General features: G+C 28.3%; 23 protein-coding genes and 2 tRNA genes. 14 read left to right on the forward strand and 11 right to left on the reverse strand.

Translation table 11 applies throughout. The features are described 5' to 3' along the window. Positions 1 to 17 precede the first annotated feature (17 nt). Entirely contained in the window at positions 18 to 623 is a 606-nt protein-coding gene (locus AEBR_RS10190) for a hypothetical protein (protein ID WP_129086355.1), read from the reverse strand. A 70-nt stretch (positions 624 to 693) separates the two neighbouring features. Next, the gene (locus AEBR_RS10195; protein WP_129086354.1) at positions 694 to 1,029 is read right to left on the reverse strand and encodes a c-type cytochrome; all 336 of its coding nucleotides are present in this window, start codon (positions 1,027 to 1,029) and stop codon (positions 694 to 696) included. Positions 1,030 to 1,230: 201 nt separating this feature from the next. Between AEBR_RS10195 and AEBR_RS10200 the strand changes: the two genes are divergently transcribed. Together AEBR_RS10200 and trxA are read left to right on the forward strand one after the other, a co-directional pair. Then, the gene (locus AEBR_RS10200) at positions 1,231 to 1,827 is read left to right on the forward strand and encodes a peroxiredoxin (protein WP_129086353.1); all 597 of its coding nucleotides are present in this window, start codon (positions 1,231 to 1,233) and stop codon (positions 1,825 to 1,827) included. 12 nt (positions 1,828 to 1,839) lie between these two features. Further along, positions 1,840 to 2,157 carry a thioredoxin gene (trxA, locus tag AEBR_RS10205; protein ID WP_129086352.1) on the forward strand — a complete coding sequence of 106 codons (318 nt, stop codon included), beginning with the start codon at positions 1,840 to 1,842 and terminating at the stop codon, positions 2,155 to 2,157. Positions 2,158 to 2,181: 24 nt separating this feature from the next. Here trxA and AEBR_RS10210 read toward each other — a convergent pair whose 3' ends face one another. Next, positions 2,182 to 2,802: a LysE family translocator gene (locus AEBR_RS10210; protein WP_128979345.1), complete on the reverse strand. Its 621-nt coding sequence runs from the start codon at positions 2,800 to 2,802 to the stop codon at positions 2,182 to 2,184. Between the two features lie 145 nt (positions 2,803 to 2,947). Between AEBR_RS10210 and AEBR_RS10215 the strand changes: the two genes are divergently transcribed. The 8 genes from AEBR_RS10215 to AEBR_RS10250 all read left to right on the forward strand — a co-directional run bounded on the left by AEBR_RS10215 (position 2,948) and on the right by AEBR_RS10250 (position 10,683). Beyond that, positions 2,948 to 3,757, forward strand: a complete 810-nt coding sequence (locus tag AEBR_RS10215; RefSeq protein WP_216843182.1) for a hypothetical protein — start codon at positions 2,948 to 2,950, stop codon at positions 3,755 to 3,757. A 109-nt stretch (positions 3,758 to 3,866) separates the two neighbouring features. Continuing rightward, positions 3,867 to 6,122: a glutamine--tRNA ligase/YqeY domain fusion protein gene (locus AEBR_RS10220; RefSeq protein ID WP_129086350.1), complete on the forward strand. Its 2,256-nt coding sequence runs from the start codon at positions 3,867 to 3,869 to the stop codon at positions 6,120 to 6,122. A gap of 50 nt (positions 6,123 to 6,172) precedes the next feature. Then, entirely contained in the window at positions 6,173 to 7,156 is a 984-nt protein-coding gene (locus AEBR_RS10225) for a sensor histidine kinase (protein ID WP_129086349.1), read from the forward strand. Next, a complete protein-coding gene (locus tag AEBR_RS10230) occupies positions 7,157 to 7,522 on the forward strand; it encodes a response regulator (protein WP_129086348.1) in 366 nt (121 codons plus the stop codon). A 97-nt stretch (positions 7,523 to 7,619) separates the two neighbouring features. Further along, positions 7,620 to 7,949 (forward strand): hypothetical protein, encoded by a 330-nt coding sequence (locus AEBR_RS10235; protein WP_129086347.1) that lies wholly within the window; start codon positions 7,620 to 7,622, stop codon positions 7,947 to 7,949. Positions 7,950 to 8,006: 57 nt separating this feature from the next. After that, positions 8,007 to 8,402, forward strand: a complete 396-nt coding sequence (locus AEBR_RS10240) for a rhodanese-like domain-containing protein (RefSeq protein ID WP_129086346.1) — start codon at positions 8,007 to 8,009, stop codon at positions 8,400 to 8,402. 32 nt (positions 8,403 to 8,434) lie between these two features. Next, complete coding sequence (locus AEBR_RS10245; RefSeq protein WP_129086345.1) at positions 8,435 to 9,304, forward strand: DMT family transporter; 870 nt, start codon at positions 8,435 to 8,437, stop codon at positions 9,302 to 9,304. 176 nt (positions 9,305 to 9,480) lie between these two features. After that, on the forward strand, positions 9,481 to 10,683 hold the full coding sequence (locus AEBR_RS10250; RefSeq protein ID WP_129086344.1) for a GGDEF domain-containing protein: 1,203 nt from the start codon (positions 9,481 to 9,483) through the stop codon (positions 10,681 to 10,683). Here AEBR_RS10250 and AEBR_RS10255 read toward each other — a convergent pair. After that, complete coding sequence (locus tag AEBR_RS10255; RefSeq protein ID WP_129086343.1) at positions 10,680 to 11,075, reverse strand: hypothetical protein; 396 nt, start codon at positions 11,073 to 11,075, stop codon at positions 10,680 to 10,682. The two genes, AEBR_RS10250 and AEBR_RS10255, sit on opposite strands and share 4 nt — an antisense overlap. A 168-nt stretch (positions 11,076 to 11,243) precedes the next feature. On the opposite strand from AEBR_RS10255, the gene AEBR_RS10260 reads away from it, so the two are divergent. From AEBR_RS10260 to AEBR_RS10275, 4 genes are all read left to right on the forward strand, one after another. Further along, entirely contained in the window at positions 11,244 to 12,941 is a 1,698-nt protein-coding gene (locus AEBR_RS10260) for a protein adenylyltransferase SelO family protein (RefSeq protein WP_129086342.1), read from the forward strand. Positions 12,942 to 13,227: 286 nt separating this feature from the next. Beyond that, on the forward strand, positions 13,228 to 13,434 hold the full coding sequence (locus AEBR_RS10265; protein ID WP_129086341.1) for a hypothetical protein: 207 nt from the start codon (positions 13,228 to 13,230) through the stop codon (positions 13,432 to 13,434). Between the two features lie 251 nt (positions 13,435 to 13,685). Further along, positions 13,686 to 15,407: an ABC-F family ATP-binding cassette domain-containing protein gene (locus tag AEBR_RS10270; RefSeq protein WP_129086340.1), complete on the forward strand. Its 1,722-nt coding sequence runs from the start codon at positions 13,686 to 13,688 to the stop codon at positions 15,405 to 15,407. 8 nt (positions 15,408 to 15,415) lie between these two features. Continuing rightward, positions 15,416 to 15,919 (forward strand): YgjP-like metallopeptidase domain-containing protein, encoded by a 504-nt coding sequence (locus AEBR_RS10275; protein ID WP_129086339.1) that lies wholly within the window; start codon positions 15,416 to 15,418, stop codon positions 15,917 to 15,919. Positions 15,920 to 15,948: 29 nt separating this feature from the next. Here the strand turns inward: AEBR_RS10275 and AEBR_RS10280 are convergent, their stop codons facing one another. The 7 genes from AEBR_RS10280 to AEBR_RS10310 form a co-directional block, all read right to left on the reverse strand. Then, complete coding sequence (locus tag AEBR_RS10280) at positions 15,949 to 18,420, reverse strand: DEAD/DEAH box helicase (protein WP_172658894.1); 2,472 nt, start codon at positions 18,418 to 18,420, stop codon at positions 15,949 to 15,951. Positions 18,421 to 18,482: 62 nt separating this feature from the next. Beyond that, positions 18,483 to 19,298: a Hachiman antiphage defense system protein HamA gene (locus tag AEBR_RS10285; protein ID WP_129086337.1), complete on the reverse strand. Its 816-nt coding sequence runs from the start codon at positions 19,296 to 19,298 to the stop codon at positions 18,483 to 18,485. A 940-nt stretch (positions 19,299 to 20,238) separates the two neighbouring features. Then, positions 20,239 to 20,313: transfer RNA gene (locus AEBR_RS10290), tRNA-Asn, on the reverse strand. Between the two features lie 37 nt (positions 20,314 to 20,350). Continuing rightward, positions 20,351 to 20,425: transfer RNA gene (locus AEBR_RS10295), tRNA-Asn, on the reverse strand. 73 nt (positions 20,426 to 20,498) lie between these two features. Further along, positions 20,499 to 21,416, reverse strand: coding sequence for a radical SAM protein (locus tag AEBR_RS10300; RefSeq protein ID WP_129086336.1), 918 nt, complete (start codon positions 21,414 to 21,416; stop codon positions 20,499 to 20,501). A 52-nt stretch (positions 21,417 to 21,468) separates the two neighbouring features. Continuing rightward, the gene (gene hemE / locus AEBR_RS10305; RefSeq protein ID WP_129086335.1) at positions 21,469 to 22,506 is read right to left on the reverse strand and encodes a uroporphyrinogen decarboxylase; all 1,038 of its coding nucleotides are present in this window, start codon (positions 22,504 to 22,506) and stop codon (positions 21,469 to 21,471) included. A 127-nt stretch (positions 22,507 to 22,633) separates the two neighbouring features. Further along, positions 22,634 to 23,146, reverse strand: a complete 513-nt coding sequence (locus AEBR_RS10310; RefSeq protein WP_172658895.1) for a YqhA family protein — start codon at positions 23,144 to 23,146, stop codon at positions 22,634 to 22,636. Between the last annotated feature and the right edge of the window lie 3 nt (positions 23,147 to 23,149).

Here is a 23,149-nt window from a genome sequence, read left to right on the forward strand (position 1 = left end):
CTAAAAAGAGAATTATACTATTGCAATAACTCAAAAGTCTTTAAAACTGTTCTTGTTCCACCTGCAGCTATTGTCTGCTCTGCTCTAAAAGTTAAATCTGAAATATCTTTTAATAGTCCATTAATAAGTTCATCATAACTAAAATCAGGATAATTACTTTGCAATGCAAGTTTATTAAAATCAACATCTGTAATACCCTTTTTAGTCCAATCTTTAAGGGAATCATGGGAAATAGAGTAGGCAAATTTTTCTAATTTTGTATCACTCTGTTTTGCATCTAAAACAACACCTCTATTTATCCTACTATTTAGCGCCAAAATAAAGCTTTCATTTAAACAATTTGATTCTACAACCAAAGGAATATTCTCTACTAAATCCAACTCTTCTTCTTTTGTAACTTTGTAAGCAACACAGTTTTTATCCATCTTCTCTCTAAACGCTACAGGAAGTGTATATTTAAATCTTCTATATTTTTTGCAAAGCTCTAAAGTCTCTTCTAACTCTATTTCACTCTTTGGATTTATTATAAAATACTCTACTCTTGTATCTTCTATTAGTTCATCTAGCTCATTTAAAAACTCTTCATTAATACCAGAAAGTTTTATATTCATATCTAAAATCATAATGCACCCTTAGTAAAATTATTAAATAATTTTTATGCAATTTTTATTCCTATGAATAAGAGAGAAAAGACTACATAAACTCTTTTTCGTAAATAAACTCAGCAATCTGCTCTAAAGTATCTATATCATAACCCAACTCAGGCATAAGTTTATACTCTTGTATAGCCTTTTGCATTATAGATTTCTCTTCATTTGGTCTATAAACCCATTGACTTAAATGTTTAACAAACTCCTCTTTTTTGGGGAATACTTCAATATATCTTTTTCTAATTTCAATAATAGTTGGTGCAGATTTATTTAGTTCATCTGTCCTATGACAAGTAATACAATTACCATTAAAAAGAAGCTCTTTATAATCTGCATAAAGGGCATTAAGTAGAGTTAAAATAATTAGTATCTGTTTCATAGTTTAATTCTATTACTTTATAAGTTAAATATTGGAACTTTCAAAAACGTTTACATATATTAGAGAACTTACAAAATTGATAAATATCAATTTTCAATAAAGGATAATTTTTTTCCTTTAGTAAAATTTATTAATATTAATTTAAATTAATCTATGTATACTTTCACCATCACAAAAAATAATTAAATAAAAGGATATAAAATGTTAGTAACAAAAAAAGCTCCAGATTTTACAGCAACAGCTGTATTAGCAGATGGTCAAATCGTTGAAGATTTTAATTTATATAAAAATATTGGTAAAAAAGGTGCAGTATTATTTTTCTGGCCATTAGATTTTACATTTGTTTGCCCATCAGAAATTATTGCTTTTTCAAAAAGAGTTGAAGAGTTTGAATCAAGAGGTATTCAAGTTATAGGTTGTTCTGTTGATTCAGAGTTTTCACACTTTGCTTGGAGAGAAACACCAGTAGAAAATGGTGGTATCGGAAGAGTTAAATTCCCAATGGTTGCAGATAAAACTAAACAAATTTCAAGAGACTATGATGTTCTTTTTGGAGAATCAGTTGCATTAAGAGGATCTTTTTTAATAGACAAAGATGGAACAATTAGACATGCAGTTATCAATGACTTACCATTAGGAAGAAATATTGATGAAATGATTAGAATGGTTGATACTATGATTTTTACTAATGAACATGGTGAAGTTTGTCCTGCTGGTTGGACTAAAGGTGACGAAGGTATGAAAGCTTCAACTGCTGGTGTTGCTGAATACTTGGGAAAACACGAAGCAAATTTATAAGAGGAGATTTAAATGTCAAAATATATTGAACTAGATCAAAATAGTATAGAAGATACTGTAAGTAGTGGCATTAGTTTAGTTGACTTTTGGGCTCCTTGGTGCGGTCCTTGTAGAATGATTGCTCCTGCAATTGAACAATTAGCACAAGAGTTTGAGGGAAAAGCAAAAATTTGTAAAGTTAATACTGAAATTGAACAAGAGTTAACAGTTAAGTATGGAATTAGATCAATTCCTACCATTCTGTTTTTTAAAGATGGAGAGATAGTTGATCATGTAATTGGAGCTACAACAAAAGCAGCCCTTGCTGATAAACTTAATGGTTTATTATAAAAAAAGAGGTTCTTCCCTCTTTTTTTAATCAATTGCCAACTTAAGACCTAAAACAGCCAACAAACTTCCGGCAACTCTATCTATATATTTTTTAAATCGTAAGTAGACTTTCTGAGATTTTTTTGTAGAGAGTAAAAATACTACAATACAGTACCAAAAAGCATCTATAGTAAAAGCTAAAAGGCAAAGTAATATTTCTCCGTATTCAGGCATAGTTTTTGGCAAAAGTGCTGCAAAAATTGAACCTAAAATAATTGCTGTTTTTGGATTACTAATTTGTGTTAAAAAACCAAAAACCAAAGCTTTTAAAAAACCCTTTGAGTTTTTTTCTAATTTCATATTCATCTCTAAAGGTTCATTTGAGTGTTTTAAAATTTGATAAGCTAAATAAAGAAGATATAAGCCCCCTAATATTTTAAAAAGTGCATATAAAAAAGGTACTGCTTCAAATAGTGCATATAGTCCTAAAATTGCTAAAATTGTAAAAAATACAGCACCTAAAGCCAAACCTATAGAGATACCTATACCTTCATTAAGAGGTCTTGATACTGCAGTTTTTGCAACTAAAATAAAACTAGGACCTGGACTCATACTTCCAAAAATAAATACAACTGCAATTGCCAATAAAAATGAATACTCTGACATAAATAATCCCTTTAAAAAAAGAGAAAATTATACTTTAAGTTAAATAACAACTTTGTAAAAGCTTAATTTTGCTTTCATAAAAAGTTTACTTTCTCTATAAAATATAGTATAATTCTATATTATGAAAAAGCGTTATGTAATTTTTTTGATTTTACTAATGAGTTCAACTCATATTTATGCTTTTACATGGGACGAGTGTATTGAAAAATATGAAAAGGCAAGAGAGTTTAATGACTATACAAGATTGTCATATATCTATTTAAAATCGACAAAAAATTGTTTAGTCAAATTTAGAAATTTTTTAATACAAAATCCAGACCCAGAATTTACTGTAAAAGCAATGAGCGACAATATCATTTTGCTTGAAAAGTATATGAATAATTTAATACCTAACTACTCTTTTCCAAAAAATAGTTTAGAACAAATACCGAAATATTTGGAGATGAACTCTTCAAAACCAATTTTAAATAAAGAGTATAACTATTTTGTAAAGTTTGATAAGAGTTGCAATGGAGTCCATGCAAAAAATAGAATCTATACAGCAAAACATTGTAATATAAAAGAGTCAAAAAACCTTCATTTTGATTTAAACTATATAGAGACAAAAGATAGTTCAAAACTAAAAGTTGCAAAACTTAACTTAAATAAAAAAGGGGTTTTTAAATACTACTCAATGTCAAAAGAGGGAATGTTTTATGATGTTCTTTTAGAGGAAAAAAATTGTAAATTTTATAAAGTTAAAAACAACCCAACAGGGATCAATCTAAGCCTTGATTTAGCAGATTTAAATAAAAAAGATGAGATCAGAAGCACTTGTTTGGCAATTCCATCAAATAGTGGTGGTGGAGTTTTCCAAGATGGTAAACTTGTTGCTATTATCTCTAAAACTGTTTTTAGTAAAGAGAAATTTTTATATAGTATTGTTGAACCAATTTTAGAAGTTGATGAACAATAAAATATAAATAGAGTTCTCCTCACTTCCTAATCTAACACAAAGCCTATAATATAAGCTCAAATTTGATAAAATTCAAACCAATAAGAGTTAGAAAAAAGGTTTAATAATAATGAGTGAAAACAAAGATTTTTTACGTGTAATAGTTGAAGAGGATATAAAAAAAGGTACTTATAAAGAGATTGTTACAAGATTCCCACCTGAACCAAATGGTTTCCCACACATAGGACACGCAAAATCTATCTGCATAAATTTTGGTATTGCTAAAGATTACAGCGGTCATTGTAATCTTAGAATGGATGATACAAATCCAACTACTGAAGATACAAAATATGTAGAGGCTTTAAAAGATGCTGTTAAATGGCTAGGTTTTAAATGGATAGGAGAAGTACGTTATACCTCTGATTATTTTCCAAAAATTTACGAATATGCTGTAAAGCTAGTAAAAATGGGTAAAGCTTATGTTGACAGTTTAAATGAAGAAGAGATAAAAGAGTATAGAGGAACAGTTACAACACCGGGGAAAAGAAGTAAATATGCCCAAAGAACTATTGAAGAGAACTTAGACTTACTTGAAAAAATGAAAAACGGCGAGTTTAAAGATGGGGAACATGTTTTAAGAGCTAAGATTGATATGGGCGCAGCTAATATGAAAATGAGAGATCCACTTTTATATAGAATTAGACATGCTCACCACTTTAGAACAAAAGATGAGTGGTGCATCTATCCAATGTATGACTTTGCTCACTGTTTATCTGACTATATAGAGGGAGTTTCACACTCAATTTGTACTTTAGAGTTTGAGAATAATAGAGATATTTATGATTGGTTATTAGATGAATTAGACCTAACTCCACCAAGACCTTATCAACATGAGTTTGCAAGACTTGGAATTAACTACACAGTTATGAGCAAAAGAAAACTTCTGGAACTTGTAAATGGAAACTATGTAAGTGGTTGGGATGATCCAAGAATGCCAACAATTGCTGGATATAAAAGAAGAGGTTATACTCCTGAATCTATTTTAAACTTTTGTGACCAAATTGGTATTGCAAAAGCAAACTCAATGGTTGATGTATCACAACTTGAATTTTGTATAAGAGATGATTTAAATAAAAAAGTACCTAGAGTTATGTGTGTACTAGATCCTATAAAAGTGACGATTGAGAACTATGAAGGAGATGAAGAGATTGAAGCTTCATACTATCCTCACGATGTACCAAAAGAGGGAAGTAGAAAAATACCTTTTTCAAATGAAATCTATATTGAAAGAGAAGATTTTATGGAGAATCCTCCAAAAGAGTATAATCGTCTAACTTTAGAGCAACCTGTAAGATTAAGACACGCATATATTATTACTTGTAAAGAGGTAATAAAAGATAGTTTGGGAAATATTGTAGAGATAAAAGCTTTATATAACAAAGACTCAAAAAGTGGTCAAGATAAAAGTGGAATCAAAGTAAAAAGTGCAATTCAATGGGTTTGTGCAAAAAAGGCAAAAAGAGTTGAAGTAAGACTTTATGATAGATTATATAAAAATGAAGCACCAGAAAGTTTAGAGGATTTAAATCCAAACTCTTTAAAAATCATAAAAGATGCTCTAATTGAACCAGCTGTAATTTTAGAAAAAGCTGATGAAAGATTTCAATTTGAGAGACAAGGTTACTTCTATGCTGATCCAATTGATTATAGTGATGAAAACCCAGTATTTAATAAAATTGTTGGTTTAAAAGACTCTTGGGCTAAAAAGAGTAAAACAGAAGAGAAACCAAAAGTTGAGATAAAAGTTGAACCAAAAAAAGAGGTAATTCATGGTGAAGCTCAAGCTATGAGTGAAGAGCAACAAACACTATTTGATAGATATACTAATAAATTAAATCTAAATGGTGAAGTTGCAAATATCCTAGCAAGGGATACTAATCTTTCATCTTTTTATGAATCTTGTTTAAATGAGCTAAATAGCCCTATAACTTTGGCAAATATTGTGGCAAATGATGTGGCAAAAGAGCTAAAAGATAAAGGAAAACTAAACTTCACTTCATCACAAATTGTTGAGCTTGTTAAAATGATTGATGAAGAGACAATCTCAAGTAAAATTGCAAAACAAGTCTTTGAAGAGATGGCACAAACTGGGCAAAACCCTTCTAAAATTGTTGAGAGTAATGGGCTTGTTCAAATAAGTGACCCAAAAATAATTGAACCAATTATTGATGAGATTATTGCAAAGAATCCTGACAATGTAGAAAAATATAGAGCAGGAAATGATAAACTATTTGGCTTTTTTATAGGACAAGTATTAAAAGCAACTCAAGGAAAAGCAAATCCAAAAGTTGTGAATGAACTTGTTACAAAAAAACTAAAAGCATAACCTAAACAAAGGGTTAGTTATTACTAACCCTTTGAAAATAAGGATAATTTATGGATGAGACTGAAAATTTAATTAAAAACTCTTTTTCAAAAAGAAATAGCATAATTGCCCTTCTAATCTTTATTTCAATATTTTTAGTTTTAACCTACTTATTAATCCATTTTAATTTTTTTGATAAATTTTATCTTTATACGAGAGCCCATGAAAGTTGGGAGTTAGATGAACTAATACTTGGAGTATTTGCCTTTTTTATCTCTCTCTCTTTTGCTTTGTTTTATCTCTCTATTATTTTTGGGGAAAAGGTACTTGAATTTACAAAACATGAACTTGAGCAGCAAAAAAAAGCACAAACTAATCAAAAACTTCAATCAATGGGAAGTATGCTTGGTGGACTTGCACATTCCCTTAATAATCATTTAGTACCAATAATAACTCTAAGTAAAATGATAAAAGATGACCTACCAAAAGATAGTCAAAGTAGTAAAGATATATCAAAAGTAATAGAAGCAAGTTATGGATTAAGAGATATTTTAAAACAAGTATTAAACTTTACAAGAGAAGATAACACAAAAATAACAAATAGTTGTCATATCTTTGAGACTTTAGAAAAAACATTAGAGCTTGTAAAAGCTACAATACCTTCATCAATAGAGTTTAAAACAGACTTAGAAAATTCTGATTTGATTATCCCTGTTTCAAGAATAAATATGGAGATTGTTATTTTTAATCTTATAACAAATGCCATTCATGCCCTTGAAAATAGAAGAACAGGTTTTATAAAAACTACTTTTGAAACAACTAATGAACAAGTTATTATAAAAGTAAAAGACAATGGTTGTGGTATTAGTAATAAAAACAAAGAGCTGATATTTGACCCATTTTTTACTACAAAAAAGCAAGGAAAAGGGACAGGACTTGGACTTTCTGAAACTTTTGGTATAATAAAAAATGCCAAGGGAACAGTAGAAGTTGACTCAAAAGAGAATGAATATACAGAGTTTATAATAAAAATTCCAATTATAAAAGAGTATTAAATGAAAAAAGTATTGTTAATTGATGATGATGAATTAGTATCATATGCACTAAGCAGATATCTTGAAAAAAAAGATTTTGAAGTGGAAACTCTCTCTTCTGGTTTAAAAGCTATTGAAAAATATAAAAATTTTAATCCTGATATTATTATAACAGATATAATCATGCCTGATGTAGAGGGCTTAGAACTTATTACTGCATTAAGAAAAATTGATACAAATATTCCAATAATAGCTATTTCAGGAGGAAGCAGAAGACTTGATACTTCATATCTGATAAGTGCTGAATTAATAGGTGCAAATGCTACTTTAGAAAAACCTTTTGAAGAAGAAGAGTTAGTTGAACTAATTAATAGTTTGACCAAATAAACTCTATATTTTATAAAAATATTACAGCTTGTAAGACTTTTTAAAATACTCTTTTTTTAGTGCTAAAATTTCAACTACAAAATTTGAAGGAAAAAAAATGGATGGAAAAATGTTAGTAACTTATAAACTATTATGCAAAAATGACTTTTGTTTGGAACTAAGTCTAAAAAAATTACTTGAAAATGAAAAAGTATCAAAACTCATAAAAAGTGAATTTGCCAAAGGCTTAAGAAATATAGAACTTAACACAAAAGAGAGTGATACAAAAATCACTATTGAAACCCAAAAAGAGTTATATCAATTTGAAGTGAACAAAGATGATTTTGCAGATATTATAACCTTAGCAGAAGAGGATGTAAAAATAAAAAAACTTATAAAAAAAGATTATTCTGGAATTGAATTAGTTAATATTGAGACTATAGACTAGCTTTTAAACCATTTACAGCTATTATTTCAAAAATAATTTATTATATAGGATTAGAAATTGAAACTATTTTTATCACTGTTCTTTTTAATAACTTTATCTTTTGCAGATTTTATAGGATTAACACCAAATACACTTCAAAATAAAATTGATGAAAGAATAGTAGTTATTGATATAAGAACTCCCGAAGAATGGAAAGAATCAGGAGTTATTCCAACAAGTAAAAAGATTATGTTTTTTGACCAAAGTGGAAAATATGATGTTGATAAGTGGCTTAATGAATTCTCAAAATATGTAAAAAGTAGCGAACAACCTTTTGTTCTTGTTTGTAGATCAGGGAATAGAACTGGTGTTGTTGGAGATTTTCTAGCTAATAAACTAGGATATAAACATGTTTTCCATTTAGAAAACGGTATTAACTCATGGATAAGTCAAAATAGAATTACTGAAAAGTAATAAAACTATTAGATTAGTTGGAGATATAACTTTTGAAAGATATAAAAATTCAGGGGATGATTTTTGCTGCATTGGGTGTTTTTATAATAAGTTTTGATGCTCTTTTAATAAGACTTGCAAATGTAGATGCCTCTATAGTCTCTTTTTATAGAGGTCTTTTTATGGGAATTAGTATGTTGATTCTTTTTAGAAGAAGTAGCTTAAAATCTTGGACTCCAAAAAATAAAAGAGAGTTTATGAATTTTGCACTTGTTGTATCTCTCTCTGCCTTAGGAACTTGTTTTTTTGTATTTTCTGTAAAATATACAGCTGCTGCAAATACTGTTGTACTATTAGCAACCTCCTCTTTTTTTGCAGCAATTTTTAGTTTTTTTTTACTAAAAGAGAAAATAAAAAAACAAACTTTTATAGCTATAATAGTCTCGTTTTTGGGAGTTTTTATTGTTTTTGGAAACTCTTTTAGTATAACAGGAAATCTCCTTGGAGATATGTTTGGGGTAGCTTTAGCTATAACTATGGGATTAGAGTTGACACTACTTAGAAAATATTCCCATTTCCCTACAATGCTTATTATCTCATTTAGTGGTTTTATCGTTGCTCTTGTTATGTCTATTTTAGGGGATAAACTTTTTGATATATCATTAGAAACCCTACTTTGGTTAAGCCTTATGGGTTTTATTCAAATTCCTATTGCTATGTATTTTATTTTTATATCTACAAAATATATAAGCTCAGCAGAAGTAAGCCTTTTTTCAACAATTGAGACAACCATGGCACCAATTTGGCTCTGGCTTTTTCTAAGTGAAATACCGCCAAAAATGACACTAATAGGTGGAAGTTTAGTTATCTGTGCAATTTTTATAAATGCTTTGCCAAGTATCATTAAAAAGAGAACTAAATAGACTTATATTAATAAAAAGATAAAATCAGTTAAAAAATATACAAAATTTCCACTCTCTCTAACTTAGTTAAAAGAAAAAATAAATTATGATTTTAATTATAATCTAAAAGAAAACAAAAAATTATTTTATGTAGAATAACCAAGTATCAATTTATTTAAAGGTTTACCACTTATCCAATGATGAAAAAAGAGACTATAAAAATAGTTGCGGCAATAAGCTTCACTATAACAATTTTGACTATCTACTCAATATGGAATTACTTTTACGAAAAAGAGCGTCTAATTTCACAAATAGATAAACAGCTTTATTCGGCGGCAGTTGCAGTTCCTTTTGTCTTAGAAGATGATTTTCATGATAGAGCACTTAATGCATTATCAATTAGTACCCAAGAGGATAATCAAAATATAAAAAATCTCTCAAAATTAAACAATCAGTTGGGTACAAAATTTCTTTATACTGTAATACATGGAAAAAACAAATCATACTATCTAACAAGCTCAAGTGCTCTGGATTCAGAGATAAAAGAACATACAGAAGTTAGATATTTTACCCCCTATCCAGATGCAAGTGAAGTTTTGAAAAATAGCTTTGAACATCTAAACACAGATTATATTACTCCAAACAAAATATATAAACCATCTTATGTACCTATTTTTAGCGATAGATGGGGAACATACCGTTCTATTGTACTTCCAATACAAACAGAAAAAGGAAACCTCTATGTAGTTGGCGTTGATATGGATATTACTTATGTAAACAAAGTTTTAAAACAAAATACCCTTCAAACGCTATTATCGTTTTTACTCTTTTTGTTATCTATTGTTCCAATTATTATTACTTATAAAAATATCTTAAAAGATAAACATCAAGCATATCAAGAGGTCTCAAAAAAATCTATTACAGACTCTCTTACAGGACTTCATAATAGATATAAACTTGATAAAGAGTTAGCAATACATTTTGAAAACTACCAAAAACATGGACATAATTTTGCTTTATTAATGTTGGATTTAGACCACTTTAAAAAGATTAATGACAAATATGGGCATAAAGAGGGAGATGAAGTATTAAAACATTTTGCAGAGATTTTAAAAGAATCTACAAGATTAACAGATATTGTAGGACGATGGGGTGGTGAAGAGTTTCTTATTATCTATCCAAGTAGTGATATAAATAGTAGTTTCCAACTAGCTCATAAACTACATTTAGCTTTAAAAGAGTCAAAAAAACTACAAAAATACAAACTAACAATCAGTATTGGAGTTGGAACTCCAAAAGAAAATGACACATTAGAGAGTTTTCAAAAAGATATAGACAAAGCACTTTATAAAGCTAAAGACAAAGGAAGAGATCAGACTGTAAAGGTTGATGAACTTTAAAAGCTCTCTCCAAAATTTGAAAAGGCATTTTCAATACTTGGAATATTTTTATATGTTGTTTTTGTTAACCTTACATTTTTAGTTTTTAAATCGCAGATAGCAATTCTAAAACTAGAACCTATGTATGGCTCAACTACGCAGATAATCTTGTCATCAATCTGTCTTGTTGCATAGATAGTCCCTTGTAAAGAGTTAAAAAAATATTTTGGATAACTTAATGGAGTTATTTCAACAACATCAATAGATTCTGGGTCTTCAAGAGTCTGAACTATATCCATTGCATCTTCATAACTCTCAAACTGAATACACCAGTCATCAAAATATTTATTAAATGAGTGTAAATCTTCATCTAAAAATCCACCAGCCAACGCTTGTAAAGCAAAAATTGCCACTAAATACCTCTTTTTATATGGAATTAAAATGGATTTTAACATATCTTTTATATGGTTTCACAAAATTTATTTTTGACTTAATAAAAATTTTTAAATCTAACTTTTTTTATCTACTTCAAACTTTTATGATAAAAATATTATTAGATAATAAAATATGGATAAATAAAGATGAAAGAGAACTCTAAAAAATATATTGACACCTTTGAAAAATTTAGTAATGAAGTTAACTACTCTTTTGTAGAAAAACTAAATAGTGACCCCAATGGAGAAAAAAGCGATAACAAAGACCCAAGACAAGTCTTTAGTGGGCACTATGTAAATGTTGAACCAACACCAATCCCTGAACCAATATATATAGCCCATAGCAAAATTTTTTTTAAAGAGTTAGGTCTTAGTGAAGAGTTGCTAAAAGATGAAAGGTTTATAAAAATGTTCTCTGGAAATATTTCAGAGTTAACAAAACCGCTTAGAGATAAAGGCTGGGCAACTGGATATGCTCTCTCTATTTATGGAACAGAGTATTATGCACAATGCCCTTTTCAAACAGGAAATGGTTATGGAGATGGTAGAGCAATCTCCGTTTTAGAAAGTTTTATAGATGACAAAAGATGGGAGTTTCAACTAAAAGGTGGAGGATGTACCCCTTATTGTAGAGGTGCAGATGGAAGAGCAGTTTTAAGATCAAGCATAAGAGAGTTTTTAGCACAAGAACATATGTACGCTTTGCATATTCCTACTTCAAGGTCTTTAACTCTATTTACTTCAAAAAAAGAACAAGTATTAAGACCATGGTTTAAAGAGAACTCTTATTCAAGAGACCCAGAGAAAATGATAAAAGAGTATGTGGCAATAACCACTAGAGTAGCTCCTTCATTTATTCGTGTTGGACAAGTGGAACTTTTCGGAAGAAGAACAAGAAAAAAAGAGTATGAAAACTCTTACAAAGAGTTAGAAATGCTTGTTTTACATCTAATTGATAGAGAGTATAATAAAGAGATAAATCAAGATTTAAGTCTAAAAGAAAAAGTAATTTTATTAGCAAAACTATATCAAAAAAGGCTTTGTTCTTTGGTTGCAAACTGGATAAGAGTTGGATACTGTCAAGGAAATTTCAACAGTGACAACTGCGCCGCTGGAGGTTTTACCTTAGACTACGGTCCTTTTGGATTTATTGAGATGTTTGACCCACAATATCAACCTTGGACAGGTGGAGGAATGCATTTCTCATTTTTCAACCAACCCCAAGCTGCACAAAAAAACTATGGCTCTTTTTGTAGTGCTTTAAAACAACTTCTTAAAACTACTGAAGATATAAAAGAGCTTGAAGATGTAGAAAAAAATTTTGCCTTAACCATGAAAATAGAAATAGAAAAAATGTGGGCTTCAAAAATGGGATTTGATAAATTTGATTATGAACTCTTTGATGAATTAATGGAGCTTTTGATTGAGACAAAAGTTGACTACACAATATTTTATAGAGAACTCTCAAATATTCCAAATAGTGTAAAAGAGATTGAGAAGAGTTTTTATAGAAATAGCTTTGAAAATGAAAAATTAAAGCAGAGATGGAACAACTGGCTTAAAAAATGGAATAGTAGCCTTGATATTAGCACAAAAGAGGATAAGGAGAAATTATCAACTAAAATGAAACAAACTAATCCAAAATATACCTTAAGAGAGTGGCACTTAGTAGAAGCCTACCAAGAAGCTCAAAAAGGCGACTATACAAAAGTACATGAACTACAAGAGGTTATGACAAAACCATATGAAGAACAAACTAAAGAGATAGAAGAGAAATACTATAGCAAAAAACCAGACTCTCTATTTGGAATAGCTGGAGTTTCCCATGTGACATGTTCGTCGTAGAAAACAAAAGTCAATTTTGATTTTAAATATTTAATGCTATATATATTTTAGAAAAATAAGCAGTCAATAAGAGAGACAAGAAGTAGAAAATATCATAATAAAAATTCCCACAAACTACTTTATAATAGGAAAAGTCCAATATCTATATTACCTTTCACAAATATAATAGTTCGCCCCTTGAACTTTTATAAATAATTTTATCTATTAAAACTTTTTTGTTACTTTTTGGCTACTTTCTTATTATATTATTCTATTACTATTTATATTTTAAAAGATAGGAAATAAAATGATAAAAAGCATATGTAAAGCTACATCACAAGATAAGAATGTAGTAGTTAGATTCAGTGATAAAGTAATCAGATATGAAGTAGATAGCAGTGAAATGGCACAAGATGTTTCTAACCTATTTAATAAAAAAGATGTATTAGAACTATCAGAGATATGGGATACACTTTTTGAATCAATAAATCAATATAAAAAACAAATCGCTTAAATATAAAACTCTCTCAAATAATTTAAAGTCATAAATCTAAAACTTATGACTTTGTTATTATAATATAATCTCCTCTGCCCTAAATTTTCAATATTTATACAAAGTAGTTTTACTATCAATTTTTAGAAAATGTTAAAAAAGTTATTATCTGCTCTTTTTTTCTATTTTTGATTTTTTTTAGAATTTTATAAGGCTATAACCCATCATACCGTATAATCCCAAATTTAAAAAACGCATAAAGAAGAGTATCCATGATTGAATTAGTTAACATATCAAAAAGTTATCCAACAAATGATTTATATAGAGATTTAAATCTTAGATTAAATGCCAAAGACAAAGTTGGTCTTGTAGGACGAAACGGTACAGGAAAATCTACATTATTTAAACTTATACTTGGTGAAGAGCATCAAGATAGTGGGGAGATAAAACTTCCAAAAGCATATAAAATAGGTGCTTTAAAACAGTATTTTGACTTCACTGAAAAAACTTTGATAAATGAAACAGCCCTTGCACTAAGTGAAGAGGACAAATATGAAATCTACAAAGCTGAAAAGATACTTTTTGGTTTGGGTTTTACTATGGAAGATTTAGAAAAAGATCCTAAATCTTTTTCTGGTGGTTATCAAATCAGAATAAATCTAGCAAAACTGCTTTTAACAGAGCCAAATATGCTACTTTTAGATGAGCCTACAAACTACTTGGATATTTTGTCTATTAGATGGCTAAAAGAGTTTTTAAAAAACTTCCAAGGTGAAGTTATCCTAATCACTCACGACAGGGATTTTATGGATAGTGTTTGTACACACACTTTAGGAATAGTTAGAAAAAGTGCATTTATGATTCAAGGTGGAACTAGAAAATTCTATGAACAAATCTTAGCAAATGAAGAGCACCATGAAAAACAAAAAATAGCACAAGAGAAAAAGATAAAAGACCTGGAAGAGTTTATTGCTAAAAACAAAGCAAGAGCAGCAACTGCTACACTAGCCCAATCAAAAGTAAAAATCTTGGAGAAAATGGATATTTTAGAAGACTTGGATTATGATGCAAATCTAAAGTTTGATTTTAACTATAAAGATTCTGCTGCTAAGTTTTTAGTTGAAGTAAAAGATTTATCTTTTGGATATACTCCTGATAAAATCCTATTTAAAGATATCACTTTTGCACTATCTAAAGGTGAAACTATAGGAATTATAGGAAAAAATGGAAAGGGTAAATCAACTTTATTAAATACAATTGCAGGTGAACTTGAAGCTTTAAGTGGAAGTGTAGATTTTCACTCATCTTGTGTATTTGGTCACTTTGGTCAAACAAATATCTCACACCTAAATCAAAACAATACAATCATGGATGAGATTTATAGTGTAAATCACAAATTAGAAGAAGCAGTTATAAGAAGTATTTGTGGGCTGATGATGTTTAGTGGAGATAATGCAAAGAAAAAAATCTCACTACTATCAGGGGGAGAGAAATCAAGGGTAATGCTTGGTAAAATAATAGCTCAAAATGTAAACCTACTTTTCCTAGATGAGCCAACAAACCACTTGGATATAGACTCTATAGATGCCCTAACAAATGCCATAAAAGCTTTTAAAGGTTCTTGTATGATTGTAACCCACTCGGAAGAGTTATTAAGAGCTGTATGTGATAGATTGATTGTATTTACAAATGATGGTGCAGATTATTTCAATGGAACTTATGATGAGTTCTTAGAAAAAATTGGTTGGGAAGATGACGCAGTTGAAGAGAAAAAGGTTGAAAAACCTAAAAGAAACAAAAAAGAGATAAAAAAACTAAGAGCAGAAATAGTAACTCAAAAAAGCCAAGCAACAAAACCTATAAGAACAAGAATAGAAGAGATAGAGGCTTTAAGTGGCCAAGAAAAATTAAAACATGAGCAAGAACTAAGAGAGTTACAAAAACAACTTGATAAGTTAAATGATGAGTTTCAAAAAAAGCTAGATGAGATTTAGTATCTAAAATGAGTAAGCTAAAATATCTAGCACACTATCCAAAAGAGTATGTGGAGCAAATACAAAAGCTACTAGATGAAAAAAAGCTAGATAAATATCTACTTAGCAAATATAAAACCTGTCACGAATATAAAAGTGACAAGGCTTTGTATGAATACACAATGGATTTAAAAAACCAATTCCTAAAAAAATCTCTGCCACTTAGCAAAGTAGTATATGATGGAAAAATCAATGTCATAAACGACGCCTTAGGTTTACATACCATCATCTCAAGAGTTCAAGGTGGAAAACTAAAAAGCAAAAACGAAATAAGAATAGCCTCAATCTTTAAAAACGTACCCCAAGAGTTTTTACAAATGATTGTAGTACATGAACTAGCCCATATAAAAGAGAAACAACACGACAAAACCTTTTATAGCCTATGCACCTTTATGGAACCAAACTATCACCAATATGAGTTTGATTTAAGAGTTTATCTTACATATGTAGATAGATTTGGGAAGTTGTATTAGGGGGAAATATTATATCTAGCTAGAAATATTTATAATCCTTGTATTTCAACACCTAAAATATATGCTAACTCAAATATTGTAACTGTATCTTCATTATTATTCATCATTTCTTGTACAATTCTTTTATCTATTGAATAAGTTTCTTCTAATAAGTTTATTTCTATGAAAGTTGAATATTCATTGACAATTTTATTTCCTAAATACAAACTAATTCCATTTTTAATTAATAAAATCAATTCTATATCTTCTGTTCCATATTTTATAAGATTATATAAACTTTCTTCTAATACCTCTAATTCATTAAGTACTTCTATAAACTTAATCAAAGTATTGTCTAAAAACTCTTGTTCTTCATGGATTCTAACTATTGCTAAATTTACCCTTTTTCTTTTCGTTTTATATCTTATATTTGTCCAAAGTTCAGCAAAACCTCCTCTTTTTTCATCCCCCCATTTTCCTACATAAACAAGACACTTTTCATCTTCTAACTCAACTTTATATTTTTTAACATCTAATGTTTCTAATTCAAGATTAGAAATATTAGTGTCATCTTCTTTTTTATTAAACCTTTCCCAATACCATAAAAAATGACCTACCATATAATTATAAGGTGTGCCATTCATTCTCCATTCTAAAAACATTGTATAAAAATTCTGAGTTTCATTATGATGTAGACGTCTAATATTTTCATATTCTCTTTTTTCTTTTATAAAAGGAAGAAATATTTTTACAATTACATTAAAAACCTCTTTGGGAGAAGAAATTCTTTCATTATCATCTTGATACTCAATTAAGATGTTATTCATTTCTTCTTCATATTGTAAAATATCAATTTCAACTATATTATTAGAGAAACAAGTACTTCCAATTTTTGTTTTTGACTTTTCTATTTTTTTATTTTCTAAAATATCTGATTCAAAATTAGCAATAAACTCATCAGCTTCTTTTTTTTCTTTTTTATTTTTCTCTGAAATATTAGTATTTTCTAATAAAACATTTGTAGGCACTTCTCTATGTTTTTTATCTACTTGCATACAGTTTTTAATAAAACCTTTAATATCTGCATTTTCCGCAATAAAATCAGAACCTATTAAATATATTTCTGGTTCTAAAAGATTCATATTTTTGCTATTATTAGAAAAAACTTCACTAAACCTTGACAACCTACCTATTAAATTTTTGAACTGAGAAGGAGTAAGTAATCCTTTTCCTTTTTTATTATCCAACATGAATAATTTATTTATTGGAAGATTTACTCCTTCGAGTAAAGTTGAACTAGTAACAATAAATTTTATACACTTTTCTTTTCTAAATAAATCTTCAATATATAATCTAACTTGATTAGGCACAGAGCCATGATGATATATTATTCCTTTTTTTAAACATTTAATTAAATTATAATCTTTATGAAGAAACTTAGATAAATTCTTACATGCATCTTCAATTTTTTTTGATTTAACTATAGGTAATTTTTCTGATAACATGATTGAAAACAACTCAATTTGCTTGGGTTTGTTAAAATAAATTATATTCTTAGAGCCCTGTTCATTTATAATTAAATCAATCTCATTTATAAAAGACTTATTTTTAATCTCAAAAAACTTATTCAAAAACTGATCATAAATTTCAATATTTTTGTTCTCACTTTTTTCTCTAAAATCTCTTATAAAAAATTTTTCAGACTTTATATATTCACTAACTCTAAATTCTTTTAATTCATGTTTTGCATATGAAATATTTAAATTTTTACTATCTAATAAAAAAGGTGTTAAATATTTAAAAACAGCTTTTTGATTTCTTTTATTTAGAATAGCTATTGTAATTGCTAATAAGGTACTTCTTGAATTATTGTCTAATAAGTTATGGGCTTCATCAACAAATACTAAATCAAATTTCAAATGACTATCCTTTTTCAGTAATCTTAATAATCTTTCCTGAGTTAAGACTGCTAATATATTTTTAGATGTAGGTGTATACATTTCTGGAAAAGTTAATATACTTGGTATGTTTTCAATATTTGACTCTATTATTCTTTTTTTTGTTTGAGATACAAGTGCTTTAGTTGGAACAATAATACAAATATTATTATATAGCTGCTTTTTTATACCCTCTATAATTAATTCTGATTTACCATAAGATGTCGGTGCAACAATAGATAAAGATGTATCTATTTCATTCATAAAAAATTCATTTAATTTTTTTTGTTCACTAGTTAAATAAATTTTTTCAGATTTATAATTTTCCATATATGAAGAATTCAATATATTGAAAAAACTTTCTTTTTTATATAAAAGATTTTTTTCTATAAACTTTGATATAGGGATAAATCCTTTATTTATAGATATATCAAATAAAGGTTTATAGTCAGCAGTCTTATTTGAATACATTAATATAATTTTATACCCTAAATTAATAATATTAATATCTTTTTCATTAAGAAAGATTATTGCTATCTGAAGTAATCTAATTAATTTTTTTTTAGGTAAATCTTCTTTTAACAATACTTTTTCATAAAATTTATCAAATTTAGTATTTCGTAATCTTGATAATGTTAAATCTTTTCTCATGATTTAATCTCATTTCTAAGAAAATCTTCAATTTTATAATAAGTTTCTTTTTGTATAGAAAAGATAAACTCTTTTTTAAATGAATTCTTTTTATTTAATCGATTTCTAAAATCCTTTATATATCGGCTCTCAACAATATTCTTTGGAGAAGAAAATAAAGAAGAAACTAAAATTACATTTTTATCTAAACTTGTAGCATTTTCATCTGATACTTCATCTTCAATATCCAATAAAATATCTTCAACAACTTTTTTTCTATCGATATTGTTATCTAAAGCTATTTTAGCACCATTAATTGCATTTTCCCATAAAGAACATTCATTCTCATTAAGTCTTTTTAACAAATCTGCCTTTGCTCTATTTAAAAAAATGCTTGTCATTTGATTAGAATCTTTTTTAATATATAAACAACCTGATTTAACCTCAGTAATCCAAATTTCTTTTTTATTTTCAGAATATAAAACTAAATCAAACCCCATCTTGATATTTTTATCTGATGTATTAAAAAAAGGAGACACTGCGCATAATTTTTCAAAATAATACAACAAAAGTACATGAGTTAAAAGTTCGCCCATCATACCAATTTTTGTTTTTTTTGTTTTTTCATCATATCTTTTAAAAAACTCTTTTAAAGTATTTTTATAAGAATATGATTTTCTATCACTTTCTGCTTTTGATATACCATAACAGATTGTAGATAATTGCTTTTTTATTAAATTTTTTAATTCATCTGAAAAAAATTCTATTGTGCAAATACTATATAAGCTTTTTCTCCCATCTACAAATCTAATTCCATCAATTTTTTTTGACATAAATCTTCTTTTTATTAAATGTTTTAATCATTTAGTTTTTATAAAAGGTATTTTAAGTAAAATCAAAATATATTTACTTTCATTTCTAGAAAATTTAATAAACAACAATTATTTTGTAATCTTAAAATTAAATTATATTTTTTTATCACTATAATATATCACTTTCATTAAATAATAAAAAATACTTTCTTAGTTTATTAAAATATAATTTTATCAAAAATAATTTTAAACTAAGAAAATTATATTGTTTTTATAGAATAATTAAAAATTATGAATTGTATCCAAAGGTTGAATCTTCACTTATAAAAATTAAAAACTCAAATTCTTATACTTAGTAGTTACAGATAATATCAAATAACCCCACTTTTAAAACTAAGACAAATATTTAATTATTTATATCTAACCAATATACAGGTTTTATACTATTATAAATAACAGTAATTATAAAAATCTATTTATTAGTTCTTTTTCAATAACGAATTCATTAAATTTCTAAGATAATTCAAATCAATTTAATAAATGATATTTTTTAGGAAGTACGAGGCAAAGGTTTTCTTTTGTGAAGGAGTTACCATCACGGTAATGACTGAATAAAATAAAATTTTTAACGAAGTAATTTCAAAAAAATAGGGGTCAAAAATAGGGGTCAGATGATAACGATAACCTAGGAAAATAGGGGTCAGATGATAACGATAACCTAGTATCTGCTAAAAAATCTGGGGACAGAAATAAAGGGGACAGGTACCTTTTTTTAATTTTTATATTGATATTCAATAGATAAAATCAAATCAATGAATAAAATTTTTGAATAGTTCAATGAAAATTGAAAAAATATTATGGGAGTTACCGTCGGGTAATGACTATGATGTTTTTTTGATTTGAAGAAGAAATCTTTAAAAAGTATGTTTAGTGATTTGATTTGTTCTCTTCGAGAACAAAGTGGCTCCGGCACCTGGGTTCGAACCAGGGACCAAATGATTAACAGTCATCTACTCTACCGCTGAGCTATGCCGGAATTTGAAATATTTTGTCATTTAAAAGTGAAGCTAAAGTGGCTCCGGCACCTGGGTTCGAACCAGGGACCAAATGATTAACAGTCATCTACTCTACCGCTGAGCTATGCCGGAATCTATACTTCCCTTTAAATGGGATGGAATTATATTTAAAATTTTTGTATTTGTCAAGAAATTTTAGGAAAAATTAGCAAATTTTATAAAAATTTAAACCTCCGCTATCTACTTGCTTAACTTCACCTTTTATAACAAGTTTTTTAAGCAACTCTTTTGAATCTTCATCAAACATATTTCCAATGTCTTCTGTTGTTAAAGGTCGTCTAGTAAGTAGTGCTTTTATCTCCTTTTCATCAAAACTATTTATCTGTTTTGGTCTATTTTTATAAGCTATATTTACATTTATCCCTTCAAAAGTGTTAGCAACTTTTTCTAAGGTTTCAAAGCTAACAGGCTCTACCTCATAAGCTGGTGGTCTATCAATAGTTCCTATATCTACCCTATGAGGATTTATCTTTTTTACAGCCTTATAAAGAAGATTTATCTCTTCCTCTTTGTCATTTAAAGTTTTTACAAAAAGTATCTCTAATACAAGCCTGTTTTTAGTCTCTTTTCTAAAACTTATCATACTCTCAATCATTTTGTCTATATCAATTCCAGAGTGAATTCTATCAAGCTTTTTAAAACACTTTTGACTAACACAATCTAGTGAGAGTTTAACAGTATCTAGTTTAAGCAAAGCCTCATAGATTTTACTATCATAAATGGTACTTCCATTTGATAGTATCATTGTTTTTATTTCACCTTTGATTTTATTTATCTCATCTATTAGTTCTGGTAAGTTTGGATAAAGGGTTGGTTCCCCATTTGCAGTAATTGTTATTACATCAATTTTAGAGTGCTTTGCTATAGCCTCTTTTATAGCTGTAACTACTTCAAAAACTGTTGGATATGTAGTCATCTTATCAACTGTTTTTGCTTTTTCTAGTTCACAATATAGACAATCAAAATTACACTGTTTTGAAGAAGGAGATAGATCCACACCTAAAGAGATACCAAATCTTCTTGAGGGAACTGGACCAAAAATAATTGAGTTTGAATATGACATGATTTATCTTTCTATAGAGAGTTTAGAGTAGGAAATTTCCTACTTCTAAAATTTATTTTTTACTTACTCTTTGGCACTCTTTTACAAAGTGAATAGCATTTTCTACTGGAACATCTGGCAAAATTCCATGTCCAAGATTAAAAATATGACCTTCACCTTGCATAATATTTTGAAGAGCTTCTACACACTCTGTAGTTCTCTCTTTTGAGTATAATCTGCATGGTTCCATATTTCCTTGAAGAACATATTTGCTTCCAAGTTTCTCTTTTGCTAATGCCATTGGAGTTCCCCAATCTACACCAAATACATCAAAGTTACCATATACAAGCCCTCTTTCAATAAATGATGCTACACCTTTAGGAAACATAATAACTGGAATATTAGGATACTTCTCTTTTACAAAATCAGCAATCTCAACCATATATTTCCAAGAAAACTCATCATATTTTGATGGTTCAATTGCTGCTGCCCATGAATCAAAGATTTGAACCACATCAGCTCCAGCTTCAATCTGTTTTATCATATAGTATTTAACAACTTGGGTTACTTTTTTAAGTATTTTATGAAGAAGTTCTGGATTTGAGTACATCATCTTTTTACAGATATTGTATGTTTTTGTTCCTTGTCCCTCTATCATATAAGTTGCTAATGTCCAAGGAGCTCCTGTAAATCCAATAAGAGCTTTGTCTTCAGGAAGTCTTTGTTTTAATAGTTTGATTGTTTCATATACATAAGTAAGTCTATTAGCAGCCTCTTCTCCACCTAAAAGGGCATCAACCTCAGCTTCTGTTTCAACTGGTTTATCAAAAATTGGTCCCTCACCTTTTACAAATTTAAGAGCCATTCCCATCTCATTTGGGATAACTAAAATATCAGAAAAAAGAATAGCTGCATCAACTCCAACTATATCAAGAGGTTGAATAGTAACCTCACAAGCAAGTTCAGGGTTATGGCATAAAGACAAGAAATCTCCCGCTTGTTTTCTTACTTCCATATACTCTGGTAGGTATCTTCCTGCTTGTCTCATCATCCATACAGGAGTGTATGGAGTCTCTTTTCTAAGACAGGCATCTACAAAAATTTTTGACATGTATGTTCCTTAAAATAGTCCCTATTTTAAGGGACCTTTCTCTTTTTTTATCTAAAGTGCTTTATGAATAAAGCGTTCCAAAATAGTCCCTAAAGTGTAGGGACTTTTTATTCTTATTTGATTTATTTTAGTGTTTTCCAACTTTTCCAAGGAAAAATAGCCCTACAGCTAAAAGTCCAATAGACAGAGCAAAATATAGCATCTCTAAAGCACCATTGTAACTTGTATGTAAAACCTTTTGGAAAAAGCTTACAATCAAAACCATTACAATAACTTTTGCTATTTTATCTTTTAGTTGGTCTAAAGATGAAATATTTAGTATATTTGCACCATTACTTGTATCCTCTGCCACATCAATTTTTGAAATAAATAGTTCATAAATACCAAAAGCAAAAATCAACATAACAACAGCGATTAAATATAAATCTACTGCTCCAATTATCTTACTAACAATAGCTTCATGGAAATCTTCTGGATGAAGTCCATTTAAATATACATCTAATGTATATTTAAGAACTTCATAGATATCAATTGAAGCTACAATAAAAAGAATTGAAGAACCAATAAGTCCAAATATAACAGCAAGAAGGACAAAAAGTCTTGCCTTCCACATTGCACTTTCAAATAGTTTTTCTATCATAGG

This window comes from Halarcobacter ebronensis (genome assembly GCF_013201825.1).
Taxonomy (GTDB): Bacteria; Campylobacterota; Campylobacteria; order Campylobacterales; family Arcobacteraceae; genus Halarcobacter; species Halarcobacter ebronensis.